The 19,966-nt window shown below is 45.7% G+C and carries 14 protein-coding genes; 1 reads left to right on the top strand and 13 read right to left on the bottom strand.

What is annotated here, in order from left to right:
• Window positions 1-24: 24 nt before the first annotated feature.
• From EL84_RS26180 to adhE, 8 genes are all read right to left on the bottom strand, one after another.
• Complete coding sequence (locus tag EL84_RS26180; protein WP_047843637.1) at window positions 25-1,656, bottom strand: response regulator; 1,632 nt, start codon at window positions 1,654-1,656, stop codon at window positions 25-27.
• Complete coding sequence (locus EL84_RS26185) at window positions 1,653-3,488, bottom strand: sensor histidine kinase (RefSeq protein ID WP_036674969.1); 1,836 nt, start codon at window positions 3,486-3,488, stop codon at window positions 1,653-1,655. Before EL84_RS26185 ends, EL84_RS26180 begins: the two co-directional genes overlap by 4 nt.
• Window positions 3,489-3,520: 32 nt before the next feature.
• The gene (locus EL84_RS26190; protein WP_036674968.1) at window positions 3,521-4,351 is read right to left on the bottom strand and encodes a carbohydrate ABC transporter permease; all 831 of its coding nucleotides are present in this window, start codon (window positions 4,349-4,351) and stop codon (window positions 3,521-3,523) included.
• Complete coding sequence (locus EL84_RS26195) at window positions 4,351-5,235, bottom strand: carbohydrate ABC transporter permease (protein ID WP_036674966.1); 885 nt, start codon at window positions 5,233-5,235, stop codon at window positions 4,351-4,353. The genes EL84_RS26190 and EL84_RS26195 overlap by 1 nt, the downstream gene beginning before the upstream one ends.
• A gap of 51 nt (window positions 5,236-5,286) precedes the next feature.
• Window positions 5,287-6,654, bottom strand: coding sequence for an ABC transporter substrate-binding protein (locus tag EL84_RS26200; protein ID WP_047843638.1), 1,368 nt, complete (start codon window positions 6,652-6,654; stop codon window positions 5,287-5,289).
• Between the two features lie 380 nt (window positions 6,655-7,034).
• The gene (pflA, locus tag EL84_RS26205; RefSeq protein ID WP_036614436.1) at window positions 7,035-7,787 is read right to left on the bottom strand and encodes a pyruvate formate-lyase-activating protein; all 753 of its coding nucleotides are present in this window, start codon (window positions 7,785-7,787) and stop codon (window positions 7,035-7,037) included.
• An 89-nt stretch (window positions 7,788-7,876) separates the two neighbouring features.
• Window positions 7,877-10,135, bottom strand: a complete 2,259-nt coding sequence (pflB, locus tag EL84_RS26210; RefSeq protein ID WP_047843639.1) for a formate C-acetyltransferase — start codon at window positions 10,133-10,135, stop codon at window positions 7,877-7,879.
• Between the two features lie 1,700 nt (window positions 10,136-11,835).
• Window positions 11,836-14,448: a bifunctional acetaldehyde-CoA/alcohol dehydrogenase gene (adhE, locus tag EL84_RS26215; protein WP_047843640.1), complete on the bottom strand. Its 2,613-nt coding sequence runs from the start codon at window positions 14,446-14,448 to the stop codon at window positions 11,836-11,838.
• A gap of 430 nt (window positions 14,449-14,878) precedes the next feature.
• Here adhE and EL84_RS26220 point away from each other — a divergent pair, with 430 nt between their 5' ends.
• On the top strand, window positions 14,879-15,595 hold the full coding sequence (locus tag EL84_RS26220; RefSeq protein WP_036614443.1) for a Crp/Fnr family transcriptional regulator: 717 nt from the start codon (window positions 14,879-14,881) through the stop codon (window positions 15,593-15,595).
• A gap of 89 nt (window positions 15,596-15,684) precedes the next feature.
• Here the strand turns inward: EL84_RS26220 and EL84_RS26225 are convergent, their stop codons facing one another.
• The 5 genes from EL84_RS26225 to EL84_RS26245 form a co-directional block, all read right to left on the bottom strand.
• Window positions 15,685-16,398, bottom strand: a complete 714-nt coding sequence (locus EL84_RS26225) for a hypothetical protein (RefSeq protein WP_017687552.1) — start codon at window positions 16,396-16,398, stop codon at window positions 15,685-15,687.
• Between the two features lie 197 nt (window positions 16,399-16,595).
• The gene (locus tag EL84_RS26230) at window positions 16,596-17,327 is read right to left on the bottom strand and encodes a hypothetical protein (RefSeq protein WP_053061615.1); all 732 of its coding nucleotides are present in this window, start codon (window positions 17,325-17,327) and stop codon (window positions 16,596-16,598) included.
• Window positions 17,328-17,518: 191 nt separating this feature from the next.
• The gene (locus tag EL84_RS26235; RefSeq protein WP_074096966.1) at window positions 17,519-17,815 is read right to left on the bottom strand and encodes a winged helix-turn-helix transcriptional regulator; all 297 of its coding nucleotides are present in this window, start codon (window positions 17,813-17,815) and stop codon (window positions 17,519-17,521) included.
• A 331-nt stretch (window positions 17,816-18,146) separates the two neighbouring features.
• On the bottom strand, window positions 18,147-18,875 hold the full coding sequence (locus EL84_RS26240) for a ThuA domain-containing protein (RefSeq protein WP_017687549.1): 729 nt from the start codon (window positions 18,873-18,875) through the stop codon (window positions 18,147-18,149).
• A 24-nt stretch (window positions 18,876-18,899) separates the two neighbouring features.
• Window positions 18,900-19,868, bottom strand: coding sequence for a sugar phosphate isomerase/epimerase family protein (locus tag EL84_RS26245; RefSeq protein WP_017687548.1), 969 nt, complete (start codon window positions 19,866-19,868; stop codon window positions 18,900-18,902).
• Window positions 19,869-19,966 lie beyond the last annotated feature (98 nt).

Raw genomic sequence — 19,966 nt, forward strand, 5'->3', positions numbered from 1 at the left:
CCTCTCCTCCCGTTTCCCTTGGTACTACAAACCCAATTGTTTACTCTGCCTGTACTCTGAGGGTTTCATGTGAAAGTGTTTATGAAACACCTTGGAGAAGTAACGGCGCTCCTTGAACCCTGTTGCTTCCCCAATCGCTGTTATGCTCCATTCGGTTGTACTCAACAATAAAGCGGCACTTTCCATCCGTTTCTGCGTCATATATTCCACAAAAGTAACACCCATTTGGGTTTTAAATAGCTGGCAAAAGTATCCCGGGCTGATTCCAAGCCAATCTGAGACTTCATCTATTCCCAAGTCCTGTTGCAGCCGTGCGTCCATATACTCACATGCAGAGAGGATCAGTTCCGATACAGAAGGACGTGGTTGCGTTTGTTTGCCCTGAGAGGCATGGGTAACGACCTCTGCAAGTTCAAGGAGTTCCCTCATGGATACAGCTCCTTGCAGTGCATTCCAAAAGTTCACTTCGTGCTCTTCAGCGAGGGCCTGTATTTCACGCAGTTCCCGAAGCATGTGTACAAGCATAAACCGAAGATTGGTTTCATCTATCCTGTTGAAGGATTGTCCTGAATTCCCCATTTGCTGTTTAAGCCGCTCCAATACATCACATAACCCCTGCTTGTTCCCTTGACGAATCCACCGAGTAACAAGCTCCAGATCTTCTCTTGTAATCCATGAGTTAGCCCCTTTGGAGGCCGTATGATCATACGATAAGGTGGTTTCGGGACAACTCGCCTTCAGCACCTTGTCTTCACTCTCCGAATGGGACATCAGTATTTTTTGACAATGCCGGTATCGCTCCAGAATTTCACTTTCCAGGTTCACGGGCACAGCACCCTGAACAACCCTGACCTTCACACTTGAATCCAAGGACAATATCGCATTTAATTCGAGACACAGTTGATGGGCCAGTTCCTCTGAGCGACGTTTCCACTCACCTGATGCCTCCAGCAAGATGCACCACTCCCCTTTGCGAGTCGAAAGAATCTGACAGTCCCCCTCAATTCTCTCTGCTACTTCCCTAAGTCTGGAACTTAAGGTCTCATGCCATCGTTGGTGCTGAAGCTCGGACCAGCCGATAGAATGGCGAAAATAACCGACCGCATCCACCAGCAGCAACGTATACGGTGTAGCAGTTGTTATGAATTCAGGAACAGAGGCAGGATAGGCAACCTTCAACGGTGCTTCTCCTCGCAACAGGTCAATCAACTGTTTGTGTCTGATCCAGCTTTCCATCTCTTGGCTGCGATAACGTTGCGATTCGTTTTCCAGACGTCTCTTCTGGATCTGTCCGGCAAGTTCACGCAGTTTATGTTCCAGATTCAAATAATCAATGGGCTTACATATGTATTCATGTACGTTATACTTGATAGCAGTTCGAGCATATTCAAACTGCTGATACCCGGTCAGCAAAATAATCTCACACGTTTCACCCTGCTCTCGCAGCAAACGAATAAGTTCCAATCCATCCATAGACGGCATTCGAATATCACACAAGAGAATGTCCGGATGACTTTCTGTTACTTTCCCCAGCGCTTCTACACCACTTCTCGCTGTACCTGTGATTTCAATCCCCATCTCTTCCCAGGGTAAAATGTAGTTCAGATTCTCCAGAATCGGCAGCTCATCGTCGACCAGCATTGCAGTCAGATTCATCCGGCTTCCTCCTGCTCATATAATGGAATGATGCATCGAATAACTGTGCCATACCCCGGTGCTGAACATATAAATATGCCATACCCGGCCCCGTATTGAATACGAATTCGATCTGCCACACTTCGTAATCCCAATCCCCTGCGTTCCGTTATGGACGATAATGATTCCGCCCCTTCCGCGAGCATATCTTCCGGTGGATCTTCTGCCATATACTCAAATCGTGCGAGCATTTCCTGGGGAATACCGATCCCATTATCCTCAACACATAACACCAGATGACCCCGTTCTGCATATGCGCTTATCCGCAGTACACCTGGATAGGTGATCCCCTCAAACCCATGTTGAATGCTATTTTCCACCAGAGGCTGAAGGGTAAGCTTAAGCAGAATTGAGCTGTATAGATGGGGTGGAATGTCAATCTCATAGGTGAACAAATCACTGAACCTGTACTGTTGAATCTCCAGATAACTCTGCAAATGCCTAATTTCCTCACCCAGCGGAATCTCCTCCTGATCCTGAATGCTGATACGAAGCATATTGCCAAGTCTGGTCACCATCTCGCTTACTTTACGGCCCTCCCCACGCAGCGCTAATCCATTAATGGATTCCAATGTGTTAAACAGAAAATGAGGTTTGATCTGGGCCTGTAATACACGTAGTTCCGCTTGGGCCTTCTGCTCTTGCTCTGCACGAACACGACGGAATAATCCCCCGATCCGATCCAATAGTTCATTGAACCCTTGCGCAAGCAGCTGCATTTCATCGAACCCTTTTCCTTCCACCCTTGCATTAAAATCACCATCATCCACACGACGCATAAACCTTACAAGTACAGCAATGTTACCCGTAATGCGATTCATGAAAAAAAGATTAAAGATCATCGCTGCGAGCAGACATGACAGAATAATGATGACAGACCAACCTGCAAAGGCATTGGTTTCCGCAGATAAGGCTTCCCATGAAGTCACACTGACGAGACTCCAGTTATAGTTCTTCAGATGATATTGTGAAATGATGCTCTCCTTGCCGTCAAAGACCGTTCTGACGCTACTAAAGCCAGGACCGTAACGGCTGGATTCAGCACCAAGGTTTTGCATGTTCTCACCGTTATATATACCTGCAGGATCATAGACAATCAGCCCTTCTTCATTAATTAACAGGAATGATGTATCCTGTGCCGAATCGCTGATTTGCAGGTGACGGAAGATCCGGTCGATCTCTCCTTTTTTGATCTGAACAACAAGCACGCCGATATTTTGAAAATAACTGAGTTCTTTGACCAGTCTGATCTGGGTGAAGACAGGCTCTACCCCGGTTAATTCGGGATATTCCAGAGGTGCGAGCCATTTAGGCACGCCATTAAGTTGCTGAATTTCGTTGAATAAGGGATGCACTTTGAATTGCTGAAAAGGAAGGGCTTGAAAATTTTCTTTGGTGAAAATGGAGACAATCTGGTTGTTCTCGGACGAACGCAAATCATATAAAAAGGCATAACTAATGAACGGATAATTATATAGAAGGGAACGGAAATTGCGCTGGCTGGCATTCAGGGATAACTGATTACCGGTTCCCAGATCCTGCTTGGTCGGATCTTTGGCATTCAACGCCATTTGAAAAACCGATGTCGCTATCCCGTTGTCGGTCACATTATTAATCTGCTGAAATACATTCTCGATATTGTAGCTGATGGCCTGAAGCGCATATTCGGCCTGTTGATTGTATTTTTTCTCAATCGTATGTGATGTGACCAGAAACATGCCAATGCCCAGCGCACACATCGGTACAATAATCAGCAGCAGAAATGCCAAAGCCAGCTTCATTCGCAAGTTCATATCCCGTTCTCCCTATTCACTGGTTCATGGTATTAACCTTTGACACCACCTGCAGTTACTCCTTCTATAATTTTCTCCTGGAGTATAGCGTAGATCACAAGTACAGGTACAACGCTGTATACAATACCTGCCGACATCTGAGCATAGTTCATCTGATATTGATCCCGAAACTGGACCATGCCCACTGGCAGCGTACGCAATTTATCGGTGGATAAAAAATAGTTGGCGAGTAAAAATTCGTTCCAGTTGCCGAGGAAATTAACGATAAAAACCGTAACAATGGCTGGAACTGTAAGAGGTATCACTATTTTAGCAAAGATACCCGGGGCCCTCAAGCCGTCCATGACCGCCGCTTCCTCAATCTCCCCAGGCAGAGAACGCATAAAAGCCGCCAGGATAATAATTGTAAAGGGGATCGCATTGGCCACATAGGGCACGATCAATGCCAGATGTGTATCCAATATGCCCATTTTGCGTACAAGCAGATAAATCGGCAGCATAAGTGCATTGTTAGGAATAAGCATACCCGCCAGAATCAGGCTGTACAGAAACAGGCTCCATCTCCGGTGTCTCATCCGGGTTACGGCAAAAGCAAACATGGCGCCGAGGACAATCGTACACGCCGACGATAAAACCGAAATGTACAGGCTGTTCCAGAAATACGTGCCAATCTTGGCATTCACCCAAGCCTCCACGTAATTGTTAAACTCCCATGTTGTAGGCAAACCAAACGGATTCAGGGCGATTTCATTGTTATCCTGCTTGAAGGAAGAGAAAATTACAAATAAAAAGGGAAACAAAATCGCAATTAAATACAACATTAACAACACATGAGGTATACTGCTTTTTATGCTTTTCGCCATCAATATTCCACCTTCTCGCCCCGCCTCGCCACCAGCAGTTGATACACCGCAGTGAGCACAAGCGTCAGAGCAAAGATCAGCACTGCAATGGTATTGCCATAACCATATTTGAAGTTGGTAATTGCATATTTGATCATATATGTCGCCAGAACCTCAGTGGACCCAGCGGGCCCACCTTTGGTCATGACAATCACGATGTCGGCTGCTTTCATGGCACCTGCGATGGACAACATGATCACCACCGAAATGATCGGCCGGATCAGCGGCAACGTAATTCGCATTGCACGTTGTACTGCCGTTGCCCCATCAATTGCAGCCGCTTCATCCAGATCACGTGGAATCGCCAGTATGGCCGCCAGAACCATGACAATGTAAAATCCCGTCCACTGCCAGGCATTGGTCACCAAGATGGACAACATGGCAAATCGGTTATCCGATAACCAGTAGATGGGATCGATGCCCAGCACATGAAGCATTTTGTTTAATAGTCCGATATTGGGCTCATAGATGAATCCCCATAAAATACCGATAACGGCTGTCGACATGATGGATGGTAAAAAAACAGCGGTTTTATAAAGACCTTTCAGTCTTTTCACATTGGCAATCAGAAGCGAAAACAGGACGATTAGGGGTACCTGAATCAGTACCGAAAATCCGATGAAAAAGCCGTTATTCCTTGTGGAAATCCAAAAACGTTCATCGGTCAGTGCCTTCACATAATTGGATAAACCCACAAAACGTGGCTCAGCCGATACCCCATTCCAACTCGTCAGACTGTAATACAGGGAGCTACCAATAGGGTATAGAAAGAACATTACAAACAGAATTAGGGCTGGCATTACAAACAACGTATAGATTAACGGGCTGCGGAGTGAAGTATTCATAGTCAGCCTCCTTCAGTCACTTCAACGATCGCAGTTTCAACTTGAATTGCTTTATTCCACTGAAGCGTTTGCTTCTTCCTGTACCTTTTGCAACTCTTCTGCCATTTTCTCTGGTGTGGTCTGCCCACCAATCAACTTCTGGATTTGCAGATTACTGATCTCTGTTGTCACATCGGCCTGAACGAGTGCATCAAATGCTGGGAACGACGTCTTGGACGCATTAAGCACAGCCACAATTTCTTTCATCAGATCATCGGTAATGCTATCGGTCAGCACTTTCTCGTCCAGCTTCATGGCAGGCAACACACCGTCTTCCACAAGGCCGCGGATCTGCATGTCTTCATTGTAGAAATTTTTGATAAAAGCTTTCACTGCGTCCAGCTTCTGCGGGTCATCCGCCACTGCTGCCGAGAATCCGTATCCATTGTTCACATCCCGCATCAAAGACGTCTGATCACCTGCTCCGTTCTCTACCGGAGGCATATTGAAGAATCCAACCTTGCCAATGAGCGATTCACCGCTCTGACCTTCCTTAAATACAGATGATTTCCATGTTCCGTCATACATTAATACCACTTCTCCACTTGTAAATTGCGTGGTATATTCGGCATACTCAAAGCCCAGCTCACCTTTTTTGAAATAACCCTTATCCACCCATTCCTTATGTTTGGCAAAACCTTGCACAACACCCGGATCGGTCCACTTCGCTTCACCTGTTGCAAACTTTGCAGTAATCTCCGGCCCGGCATACCGGGACCACAGATGGTTGGTTAACATAAGCGGCACCCAGCCCGCCTTAGATGCGGAAGCAAGCGGCACTTTGCCATCAGCCTTGATCTCAGCCAGTATATTGTCCAGTTCAGCCATGGTAGTTGGGGCTTTCCATCCTTTTTGTTCGAAGTACTCTTTATTATAGAAAAAACCTTCGCCCGAACCGCCAATCGGCAGTCCATATACTTTGCCTTCATACGTAAACGGTTCAAGGGATGTAAACTGGTCTTGAATGCCCAGCTCTTGCAGGATTGGGGTCAGATCAAGCAACATACTTTCCTTGGCATAAACTTTGGAATCCGGGCTACCGAACAGTTCAAATATATCCGGCGGGTTACCTGCCGCCATCTCTCCGCGAAGCTTTTCCTTACGATTCACATCGGATTCGACGCCATCCAGCGTAAAGGTCAGATTGGGTATCTCTCCCTCAACTTTGTCCACAACATCCTGCAGAATGGCCAGTCTTTTCTGTTTGTCGGCTCCCACCTGTGTGTGGCGGAGAAGCATTTCAACCGGTTCCTTACTTGTTTCCTCCACAGGTGTATTGCCTGCGCCTTGCTGTGGCTCGTTACTTGAGCTTGCACATCCCGCCAAAGTCCATGAAGTGATAAGCAATAATGAAAGCAGTAATGTCATTCTTTTTTTCATCTGGTTGACCCTCCTCAAGATATTGAGCGTTTGGCTTTACACTCTGATTATAAAAAGCCGGAGCTTACATCGTAAGGATGACAATTCATCAATGGAGGGATAAAATCCTTCACTGGACAAAAAACAGCCCCTGCGAAACATGTTCGCAAGGACTGCTTGGGTTGAAATATAAGTTGAACTTAAAAATAATTACACTTGCCACTCCGATGACAGAACAACCTTCCGATCGCTGTTATCCCCAGATTATTTTTAATTCAATTTTACAAAGGTGAAAATCTGGGGATAAAGGCGAACGCTCCGCTTCTTCAGCTTATTTCTGTCCTCTTCGTTCTCGTGTAAAAAATTAGTTCAAATTATATAGATCCTGTATATAACTGTAGTTACTTACCTGAACAAGCCATGCCAGCTGTTTCCTGGCGACCTTGTTCGATCAGGCGATACGCCCGCTCCACTTCTTCTTCACTTGGTGAAGGAACTCCATCCAGTGGATATACTTTACCGAGCGCCTCCCATTTGTAGATCCCCATCTGATGGTATGGAAGAATTTCGAACTTCTCGACGCCATTTAATGTTCCAATAAACCGTCCGAGGTTAAGCAAATCCTCTTCCTCGTTATGAATGCCAGGAACATATACGTGGCGTATCCACATTTTCCGACCTTGCTCCGATAACCACTTGGCCGTTTTCAACGTTCTCTCGTTGGATTTGCCTGTCAACTTGATGTGTTTCTCATCATCAATGTGCTTGAGGTCCAACAGAACCAGGTCCGTGTGATCCAACAGATCGTGAATCCGTTCCGGTTCGTTAAACCCGTTGCTGTCCAGTGTCGTATGCAATCCCCAGCGCCGCTTCACTTCCTTGAAGATTTCAGCTACAAAGTGAGCCTGTAACGTTGGTTCTCCACCAGATATCGTGAGCCCGCCTCCGGAGCTGCGGTAGTAAGACAGGTAAGGCTCAATTTCAGCCAGTACCTCCTCAAGCGTCATTTCTTTTCCGCCATCCAGCGCCCATGTATCAGGGTTGTGGCAATATTGACACTTGAGTAGACATCCTTGCATAAAAAGCACAAAGCGGATGCCTGGGCCGTCAACCGTCCCGAAAGTTTCGAGTGAATGAATATGTCCGTTAACCATGCTGCCTCTTCCTTTCTGTATCCGCATCCGCTGTGCGTTTAATATGATTTGGAATGCCTTGCTCTAGCGGTCTTCTACTTGCAAATTACTTACATCGAGCCATGGAACGTACGGTTGATGACATCCAACTGTTGTTCACGAGTCAGTTTAATGAAGTTAACGGCATATCCGGATACCCGTACAGTCAGTTGTGGATAGTTTTCCGGGTGATCCATCGCATCAATCAATTGCTGACGATCAAATACGTTAACGTTCAGGTGATGAGCGTTTTGACCGAAGTAACCATCCATCATCGCAGTCAGATTTGATTTACGTGTAGTCTCCTCTTTACCCAGTGCTTTTGGCACGATGGAGAAGGTATTGGAAATACCGTCAAGACTGTGTTCATAAGGCAATTTGGCTACAGAGCCAAGGGATGCCAGTGCACCTTTTTTATCACGACCATGCATTGGGTTCGCACCTGGAGCAAATGGTTCACCTGCTTTACGACCATCCGGTGTAGTCCCTGTTTTCTTACCATATACCACGTTGGAAGTGATCGTCAGAACGGATTGCGTTGGCACTGCGTTACGGTATGCTTTGTGTTTGCGAATCATGCCCATGAAGTTCTCGACCAGTTCAACAGCAATGCTGTCTACGCTGTCTTCATTGTTACCGTAACAAGGGAAGTCTCCTTCGATTTCGAAATCAACAGCGATGCCTTGTTCGTTACGAATTGGTTTTACTTTGGCATATTTGATCGCACTCAGTGAATCTGCTGTAACCGACAGACCAGCGATACCACAAGCCATCGTACGTACAATATCACGGTCATGTAATGCCATTTCGATACGCTCATAGCTGTATTTATCGTGCATGTAGTGAATGACGTTGAGGGTGTTCATATACAGCTTAGCCAGCCACTCCATCATTGGTTTGAAGCGTTTCATAACCTCATTGTAATCCAGCACTTCGCTAGTAATGGCAGGATACTCAGGTCCAACTTGTGCTCCGGATTTCTCGTCACGACCACCGTTGATCGCATACAGGAGAGCTTTTGCCAGGTTGGCACGAGCGCCGAAGAATTGCATTTGTTTCCCGATCTTCATAGCCGACACACAGCAAGCAATACCGTAATCGTCACCGTAGATCGGACGCATCAGATCATCATTCTCATACTGAATTGAACTTGTTTCAATGGATACTTTGCTGCAATAATCTTTGAAAGCTTCTGGAAGTTTCGTTGACCAGAGAACAGTCAAGTTTGGTTCTGGTGCAGGACCCAAGTTGTGCAGTGTATGCAGGAAACGGAAGCTGTTTTTGGTTACGCGTGTTTCGCCATTCACGGACATACCACCGATGGACTCAGTCACCCATGTTGGATCTCCACTGAACAGTTCGTTGTAATCCGGTGTACGCAGGAATTTGACGATCCGCAGTTTCATTACGAAATGGTCAACCAATTCCTGAGCCTGTTCTTCGGACAAAATCCCTTCTTGCAGGTCACGTTCAATGTAGATATCCAGGAAAGAAGATACACGTCCGAGTGACATCGCAGCACCGTTCTGTTCTTTGATCGCAGCCAGATAACCGAAGTACAACCATTGGAATGCTTCTTTTGCTGTTGTCGCTGGCAAGGAAATATCGAACCCGTGCATATCGCCCAATTGTTTCAATTCTTGCAATGCACGAATCTGTTCAGACAATTCTTCCCGCAGACGAATGACATCTTCATCAATAACATCAACTTCGAGTGCATTCAGTTCGCCTTTTTTGTTACGAATCAGGAAGTCTACCCCGTACAAAGCTACACGACGATAGTCACCGATGATCCGGCCACGGCCGTAAGCATCTGGCAGACCTGTAATAATTCCTGCTTTACGCGCTGCACGCATGTCGGAAGTATAAGCATCGAATACACCTTGGTTATGTGTTTTGCGAATGTTTGTAAATATATCAATGACGCCCTGTGGCATTTCAAAGCCATATGCCTCACATGCGTCAATCATCATGCGAATTCCGCCTGTTGGTTGAATGGAACGTTTGAACGGAGCATCGGTCTGAACGCCGACAATCTGCTCTTTGGATTGATCCAGATAACCGGGTTGGTGAGAAATAATAGTACCTGGTGTGTTCACGTCAACGTCAAGGACACCGCCGTTATCCCGTTCTTTTTTGGTCAGATCAGATACGATCTCCCATAATTCTTTGGTATTCTGGGTTGCACCTGCGAGAAATGCTTCGTCGCCGTAATACGGAGACAAGTTGTGTGCCAGAAAATCATTCACATCTACGGATTTGGTCCATGTTCCTTTGGTAAAGTTTCTCCAGCCTGTTTGTTGTTTGACATCTTTTTCAATCACCGACATCGTAATCCCTCCACTAATTTGGATTTCTGGACACATAACATCTTGCTTCATTCGTAGCATTGTGTGCCCAGAGCCGCGATTAATGTGAATTGTTTCACATAAACCGGAACATGTTCTCTCTACTTGGGAACCGGAACCGCGGGATGAATGTTTTTCTTACATTTTCAGTATACGACTTGGGGCTTTCATCATCTGTGATTTTTGTCACAAAGCCAGTGAACTAACTCACTCCACCTGCGCTTTGTCCCATTGACCCCTGTAAATTCACACTTAGCCACTGCGCGGGCAGAACAACTTCCGATCGCTGTTATCCCCGGATTTTTTCAATTTTATTTTTCAAAGGGTAAAATCCGGGGATAAAGGCGAACGCTCCGCTTCTTCAGTTTTTTCTGCCCACTCCGTTATTGTGTGAACATCTGGCTCAAACAGCCACATCACGGATTCCGTGTAACCTCTCTAGAACCCTTTTGCTCCTCTATGCTCGGAGCAAACCAAATCTTAGATTAAATCCTGAAAAACAGATGCTCGCTCTTCTGTTTTTCTGCCCACTCCGTTATTGTGTGAACATCTGGCTCAAACAGCCACGTCACGGATTCCGTGTAACCTCTCTAGAACCCTTTTGCTCCTCTATGCTCGGAGCAAACCAAATCTTAGATTAAATCCTGAAAAACAGATGCTCGCTCTTCTGTTTTTCTGCCCACTCCGTTATTGTGTGAACATCTGGCTCAAACAGCCACGTCACGGATTCCGTGTAACCTCTCTAGAACCCTTTTGCTCCTCTATGCTCGGAGCAAATCAAATCTTAGATTAAATCCTGAAAAACAGATGCTCGCTCTTCTGTTTTTCTGCCCACTCCGTTATTGTGTGAACATCTGGCTCAAACAGCCACGTCACGGATTCCGTGTAACCTCTCTAGAACCCTTTTGCTCCTCTATGCTCGGAGCAAATCAAATCTTAGATTAAATCCTGAAAAACAGATGCTCGCTCTTCTGTTTTTCTGCCCACTCCGTTATTGTGTGAACATCTGGCTCAAACAGCCACGTCACGGATTCCGTGTAACCTCTCTAGAACCCGTTGCTCCTCTATGCTCGGAGCAAATCAAATCTTAGAATAAATCCTGAAAAACAGATGCTCGCTCTTCTGTTTTTCTGCCCACTCCGTTAATGTGTGAACATCTGGCTCAAACAGCCACATCACGGATTCCGTGTAACCTCTCTAGAACCCTTTGCTCCTCTATGCTCGGAGCAAACCAAACCTTAGAATAAACCCTGAAAAACAGATGCTCGCTCTTCTGTTTTTCTGCCCACTCCGTTAATGTGTGAACATCTGGCTCAAACAGCCACATCACGGATTCCGTGTAACCTCTCTAGAACCCTTTGCTCCTCTATGCTCGGAGCAAACCAAACCTTAGAATAAACCCTGAAAAACAGATGCTCGCTCTTCTGTTTTTCTGCCCACTCCGTTAATGTGTGAACATCTGGCTCAAACAGCCACATCACGGATTCCGTGTAACCTCTCTAGAACCCTTTTGCTCCTCTATGCTCGGAGCAAATCAAATCTTAGATTAAATCCTGAAAAACAGGTGCTTCGCTCTTCTGTTTTTCTGCCCACTCCGTTATTGTGTGAAAGACGGCAATCAGGGCTCCCCTCTCGGGGAACCCTGATCTTCTTACCGTAAGGCACGCTTCGTTCTAGATTTATTATTCAAATTTTCCGTAGAAAGCGTTGCGGTATACATCAGCCAGTTCAGTAACCAGCGGCAACTTCGGATTGGCAGTTGTACATTGGTCTTCGAAGGCACGGTCTGCCAGATAATCGACATGTGCTTCAAAGTCTTTGGCATCAAATCCGATTTCCTGGAACGATTCTTCAATACCCAATGTTTTGTTCAGTTTGCGAATGGCATTGATGAGACTGGTTACGCCTTCTTCTGTTGTACGAGCAGGCAATCCCAAGATGCGGGCAATTTCGGCATACCGCTCATCCGCTACAAAGTGCGAATATTTCGGGAACGATGCAAATTTGGTCGGTTTTTTCGCGTTGTAACGAATGACGTGTGGCATCAGAATGGCATTGGTGCGTCCGTGTGCGGTGTGATACTGACCGCCCCATTTGTGCGCCAAGCTGTGGTTAATGCCCAGGAATGCGTTGGCAAACGCCATACCTGCAATTGTGGAAGCATTATGCATTTTCTCACGTGCCAGTTTATCGCCTTGCAGCGCAGATTGCTCCAGGTATTGGAACACCAGTTGGATTGCTTTGATCGCAAGTCCATCCGTGTAATCATTTGCCATAACAGATACATAAGCTTCAATCGCATGCGTCAGTACGTCCATACCTGTATCGGCAACCGCTGTTCTAGGCAGGGAGTATACAAACTCCGGATCGACAATCGCTACGTCTGGAGTCAGCTCATAGTCGGCCAATGGATATTTGGTGTTACCTTGATTTTTATCTGTGATAACCGCGAACGATGTCACTTCAGAACCTGTACCGGATGTGGTTGGGATCGCTACAAATTTCGCTTTTACGCCGAGACGTGGATATTTGTAGATCCGTTTGCGGATATCCATGAATTTTTGTTTCAGGTCGTTGAAGTCCGTGTCTGGGTATTCATAGAACAACCACATGGCTTTGGCAGCATCCATCGGTGATCCACCGCCGAGTGCGATAATGCAGTCTGGTTGGAAGCGGCGCATCATTTCGGTTCCGCGATCGACCGTTGTTGTGGATGGATCTGGCTCAACATCGGAGAACACTTCGATCGCTACTGGCATTTGGCGTTGACGCAGATAGTGTTCTACCTTTTCAACATATCCAAGCTTCACCATCATGGCATCCGTAATAATCGCCACACGTGTGATGTCAGGCATTTTGGCAAGATACTGCGTTGCCCCTTTTTCGAAGTAGACTTTGTTCGGCACTTTGAACCATTGCATATTCACGGTACGGCGAGCCACCCTTTTCACATTGATTAAGTTCACAGCGGTTACGTTGGAAGAAGTCGAGTTACGTCCGTATGATCCGCATCCCAGTGTCAATGACGGCATGTTTGTGTTGTAGATATCCCCGATGGCACCATGTGTGGATGGTGAGTTCACAATAATCCGTCCAGTTTGCAGACGATCTGCGAATTTGCCGATCACTTCTTCATTTGTGGAGTGGATAACCGAGGAGTGACCCATGCCGCCAAAAGCAACCACTTCTGCTGCACGTTCAATGCCCTCTGCTGCCGTTTTAACTTTGTAACAAGCCAGTACCGGGCTTAATTTCTCAGCCGACAATGGGAATTTGGTACCTACCCCTTCAATCTCGGCCACGAGAATTTTGGTGCCTGCTGGAACTTCAATACCGCACAATTTCGCAATGCTTACCGCAGATTGACCAACAATCGCCGGGTTCACCGCACATTTCTCGGTATTAATCGCACCTGCTGTCAATTTTGCTGCTTCATCTTTGTTAACAAAGTAACAGCCATTTGCAATCATTTTTTTCTTCACTTGATCAAAGATCGGTTCTTCAATGATGACCGCTTGCTCGGAAGCACAGATCATGCCGTTATCGAAAGACTTGGACAGGATCAAATCCGTTACTGCCTGATTGATATCCGCGCTTTTCTCGATAAAGCAAGGTACGTTACCCGGTCCTACGCCCAGTGCAGGTTTACCACAGCTGTACGCTGCACGTACCATGCCTGATCCGCCTGTTGCCAGAATGAGAGCCACATCATTGTGATTCATCAGTTCGTTTGTACGATCCATGGAAGGATCATCAATCCACTGGATACAATCTGCTGGTGCACCATGTTTCACAGCCGCTTCCAGCAGGATTTTGGCAGCTTCCCGGCTACAATTCTGTGCAGATGGGTGAAAACCAAAGATGATCGGGTTACGCGTCTTGATGGAAATCAATGCTTTAAACATCGTCGTTGATGTTGGGTTGGTAACTGGTGTAATACCCATGATGATGCCGACCGGCTCCGCAATTTTTTGGAAGCTTTCATACTCGTTATCTTCAATCACACCTACGGTTTTATCGTACTTGATACTGTGGTACACATATTCTGTTGCAAATATATTTTTGGTGATTTTATCCTCATATACTCCGCGGCCTGTTTCTTCTACGGCCATCTTGGCGAGCATCATGTGTTTATCCAGACCCGCAAGCGCCATTGCTTGCACAATCCGGTCAATCTGCTTCTGGTCCATCTTCATGAATGCGGCGTGTGCTTTATTCGCTTTGTCGATTAACGTTTGAATATACTGACCTGCTGTCGGTTCTTTTGCTGGGGCGACTTCGTTCTTTACAGCCATCTCCCTCATCCTCCTAAAGGTTCGTATTAGTTTGTCTCTCTCGTTTACATTCACATCGTAACATGACAATAAACTTAATTATGTGATTTTTTTCACAAAGTATAACAAATTTAATTTAAGTTTTGTAGTGTCCTTCATACGACCATTTTCACTTCCTATTTAAAATATAGAGCTGTAAAATTCATCCTCTCCATTAAAAGTGAATTTTATCACAATGTTTGAAATTTCGTCATTTTTGCCCCCTTTCCTTCCCCCTCAAACGGTAAGATTAGGTATATACTGAACTTAAAAATTGAACCACCGCAATTTGTACCGTCCTTCCTCCCGGCCGAGATGACCCTGATCAGGACGGCAACGGTTTGCGGCGAACCTCGGAGGCTACTGCTTACTACAGAAGGTCGTCCGATGGACATAAAGGGGAGATAGACTTATGAGAGAACTAACAACTGTACTGGAAAAGCGCGGTAATACTAACTGTTTCTCGGAAGCAAATTTCAACCATCTGCTGGTTACCATGAAAGATAGAACCTATCCGGAAGGTACACATCTGTACTGGGAAGGCGACATCTCTGACAAACTTTATTATATGAAACGGGGCCGTGCCCAGATCACCAAATCCACGGATGAAGGCAAGGAACTGATCATGTACATGTATCAATCCGGTGATATGATTGGGCAGGCTGATCCCTTCTTTGGCTCTAAACACAGCTTCTCAGCGGAAGTATTGGAGGACAGTGAGATCGGTGTACTGGAACATAAAGACCTGGAAATGTTAATCTGCCAGCATTGTGACTTCGCGATCGATTTTATGAAATGGATGGGCATCCACCACCGGTTGACACAGACCAAATTCCGGGATCTCATGTTATATGGCAAACCGGGTGCACTTTGCTCCACCCTCATTCGGTTGTCGAATTCGTATGGTGAGCCTCATGGAGAGCATGTCATTATTCACAAAAAAATTACCCATACGGACCTGTCCAATATGATTGGAGCCACTCGTGAAAGTGTAAACCGCATGTTAAGCGATCTGCGTAAGAAAGATGGGATTGAATATGACAATGGCATGATTGTCATCAAAGATCTGAAGATGCTGCAAGGAATCTGTCACTGTGAGCTTTGCCCGAACGAGATCTGTCGTATTTAACATTTGACTATGATAATCGGATATTGCTTATATATATTTAATGAAAAAAAGCCCAGTTCTCTAAAAAGAGATTGGGCTTCTTGGTATACTTAGGATGCATTGGTCAATTCAAGCTTTACCGCATCACGTGGATTCAATTTCATGTCCAGACCATTTTCCATTAATTCTTTGTCATTCACCATAATGACCCACCGCTCATTCATACGAGGCGTGACATTCTCGACCGAAACGACAAATTTGTTATTCTCCGACATTCTTACAATGCCGCTCGACTTCAACACATCACGAACTGTGCACTCCTGAACGTAGACGCCGGCATATTGACGATTAAGGGTTGGCATAATGTTTCCACCGCTAACCTTGAGTAACGTTGTCTGATATGCAACGCCATCCCCCCCACTGTCAGCGGCTTTCACGTAAATGATCACTTCATCTTTGGCATGAAGTTCCATGTCCCAATCTTCCTGTTCAATATCCTTGCCATTCAATTTGACAGCCCAGCTAAGCGAAGAATCCAGAGAAACTTCACCGACGGATTGAATCCGCTTGCCATCTGCCGTAAAATCAACCAGTCCGCTATTGAGTAATGCTTTTTTGAGTGTCAAACCCTCACTAAAATCTCGCTTAATGGACTTTGTTGCATCAGGCAAAAACGTACTGCCATCTACAGCCACTGTGATTGTATTCGCTGTTTCTGTCTCCTTGACAATTGGCTGCTCAGAAGGCTGTGTCTCACTACAACCAGCCAAGATCGCCAGTAGGAGCAAACATACACCTATGTAACCGGGGATTTTCTTCATCATGTAGGTAACACCACCCTGCGTAAAATCATTCACCCTGTTGTCCATAACCTCTATTATGGCACAACTTTCGGCAAAAAAAAGTGTCAAAGCCGTTACTTTTATAGGGTACCGCCTCCAAATAAGGCTTGTACAAGAAAGAGAGCCTGCACACAGGCTCTCCAATCTATATCATTTTTATGTTCTCATTGGTTACGTTATCATTGGACACTAGCCTGCATGTATGTCCGTCCTCCATCGCCATCTTTCAGATATGGATTAAGCCCGAAGAACTGCTCCTCAGATACATATACACCTGTCAGCAATCGCCCTTCAAGCAATCCACCATCCACCTGTACGCAAAATGTAGGTGCATCTACATACTCCTGATACAACGGAATCTGACCATATTGTTGATGTACCTTGAATACCTTGCCTTGCTCATGCAAAGGCCGTTCCGAGAAATAGGTAGGCACAATATAACGGGCAATGACATCCAGTTCCTGCACGCTATAAAAGGGTTCATCACCAAGCCATGGTGCAAACATTCGAATCTTCTCATATTGAGACCAGACAACCGCCTGAATCAGCATTTCTGCCTGAACCAATCGACCTTCTCCCACATCCAGAACCAATTGCTTTCCATGGATTGTTTCTTCCATCTGAGACATCGTTGAATCAGGTTGTCCCAGCTCACATCCGATACACTTCCAGCCCCTGGACGTTTGAATCCATTTTTGCAGCACCGCCGGAGCTAATTTCGGACCATCGCTGTTCACAGAATGCGTATTCACTTCGGCAAAATCATCTTTAACCGAACGCGAATATGCTGTGCGCTTAAACAACTCCGCAGCTTTTTTGTAGATTAGATGTACCTGAATGGATGCGCTCTCAAGTTCCGCAATATCTTTTTTGCCGTAGCGTACTTTACGGGATAAGCTTTCTTCTCTCATGACAAGTGGGCCTCCTTCGCTCCGGCCGTCTGTGGCCATTTTCTATAGATTATACTACAACTCATGACAACATGTGCATAGCCCAAGAGAAAAACGCCGATCAACATAATACTTAAGACAAAAACCCCTGATTTCCACGGAAATCAGGAGTCTATGTCACTCATGCAACGAAAGTGGGTGATGCTTATGCGTTAGTCAACCCACTGCTCAGCCCAGTCTTGAATTTGATTCATGACAGGCTGGAGCGCTCTACCTTTATCCGTCAGTTCATATTCAATACGAACTGGCGTCTCGGGATAGACGTGACGAACCAGAATACCTTCACTCTCCAGATCTTTCATCCGTTCGGATAACATCTTATCACTCATGGATGGAATCAGATTGGAGATATCCTTGAATCGCTTCGAACCACTCATCAATGTTTGAATAATTAAACCATTCCAGCGCTTGCCCAAAAAAGAAAACGCCGTCTCAAAACGCGGACACATCCGCAAGTCTTGACCTTCCACATTAATCACCTCTTTAGAGATCACTCAAATCAACTTACATTTTGTTAGTATATTTCATAATAACATATTTAAGCTTCAAAGAAAACGCCTGCAACTAAAAAGTTTAAATTTTAGAAGCATATCATCCAAAATGGATCATACATCCCAGTATACATTACACGCTACGTCGTCACCATGGGAAATATCGTATAACTTCCCCATAGTACTATCTTACCCAAAAAGAACCCAGCTGCCACAGTCATCAATGACTCGGAGAAGGGTTCTTTTTGAATAAAACTTATAATTTCCATTACACGATTGAGTTAGTGAATTAGACCAGCACGCCACCAAATGGTCTTACAGGTTCGCTCTTGCCAAATTCCGGCTTAAAGCTGCGGGCAGGATATGCCCATTTCACAGCGTTGCTGATCACTCTTAATATTTCCGGCTTGTAATAGGTCGGATACGTCTCATGACCTGGTCGGAAATAGAAGATTTTACCTTCACCACGCCGGAACGTACATCCGCTCCGGAATACTTCCCCACCCTGGAAGTTACTTACAAACACCAGTTCATCTGGTACTGGAATATCGAAGAATTCGCCGTACATTTCTTCTTTTTCCAATACAATCTTGCCTTCGATGCCATCCGCAATCGGATGAGATGGGTTAACACACCATACAATTTCCTGCTCGTCAGCTACACGCCACTTCAGATCGCAGCTGGTTCCCATCAGGGCTTTGAATGGTTTGGAGAAATGACCTGAATGGAGCACAATCATCCCCATGCCGTTCAGCACTCGCTGCGCAACCTTCTGTGAGATCTCATCGCTTACGCGATCATGTGCCATATGTCCCCACCATATGAGCACATCTGTGGAATTCAGCACTTCATCACTTAATCCGTGTTCAGGCTGATCCAGTGTAGCTGTACGAATAGCAAAGCCTTCGCCGCCAAGTCCGTCAGCCAGTGCTCGATGCAGACCATCCGGGTAGACTTCCCTTACTTCATCGTGAATTTTCTCATGGACAAATTCATTCCAAATGGTGACGTTGATCATATTCAATTTCCCCCTAGTGTAGCTCTAAACCCACCACATATCGCCCAGCGGTTCTTCGATTAATACTTGCTGGAGATTTTGCACGGCTTTAGAGAATCCTTCTTCAACCGACATCAGACCGTCTTCGTGCTCAATACTTACTACATAATCATATCCGACCAGACGCAAGGCACTCATAATGTCTGCCCATGTCTTGTTATCATGTCCATAACCAACCGAGCGGAACTGCCAAGCCCGATCCAGCATATTGGTATAGTCCTGCATATCCGTTACACCGTGTTTGTTCACGTTTACCGGATCAATCGTTGTATCTTTGGCATGGAAGTGATGGATAGCTCCTTCACGTCCCAAGATGTGAATTGCCTGAACCGGATCAATACCTTGCCACCACATGTGACTTGGGTCCAGATTGGCTCCGATCACTTCACCTGCTGCTTCACGCAGTCTCAGCAAGGTTGCTGGTGTATGAACGGAGAATCCACCGTGCAGCTCCAATCCAACTTTTACGTTACGATCTGCTGCAAATTTACCCCACTCTGTCCAGTAAGGGATCACTTTGTTCTCCCACTGCCACTTCAGGATCTCCTGGAAGTCATTTGGCCATGGTGCAACAGGCCAGTTCGGATATTTGGCATCCTCATGGTCTCCCGGACAACCGGAGAATGTATTCACTACAGGTACTTCCAGCTTCTCAGCCAGTTCTACCGATTTAACAAAATCATCGTGAAATCCTTTGGCAATATCCTTTTGTGGATGTAGCGGGTTACCGTGACAGCTGAGTGCACTGATCGTCAAACCACGTGATTCCACTGCATTTTTGAAGTTTTTCAATGCTGTAGGATTGCTTAACAACTCATCTGGCTTACAATGTGCATTGCCTGGATGTCCGCCTGTTCCGATCTCTACTGCTTTTAATCCCTTGGATGCTACATAATCAAGAGCATCCTCCAATTTACGTCCTCCGAATAGTACCAAAAATACGCCGAGTTTCAAGTGCGATTCCTCCCTGGATTAGATATCGTATGATTGCTGAATTCATGAATATTGAACTGTATACCATTACCGTTCAGATCACATGCCTGTTTGATTAG

Origin of the sequence: Paenibacillus sp. VT-400 (genome assembly GCF_001029205.1) — a bacterium.
Classification (GTDB): Bacteria; Bacillota; Bacilli; order Paenibacillales; family Paenibacillaceae; genus Paenibacillus; species Paenibacillus amylolyticus.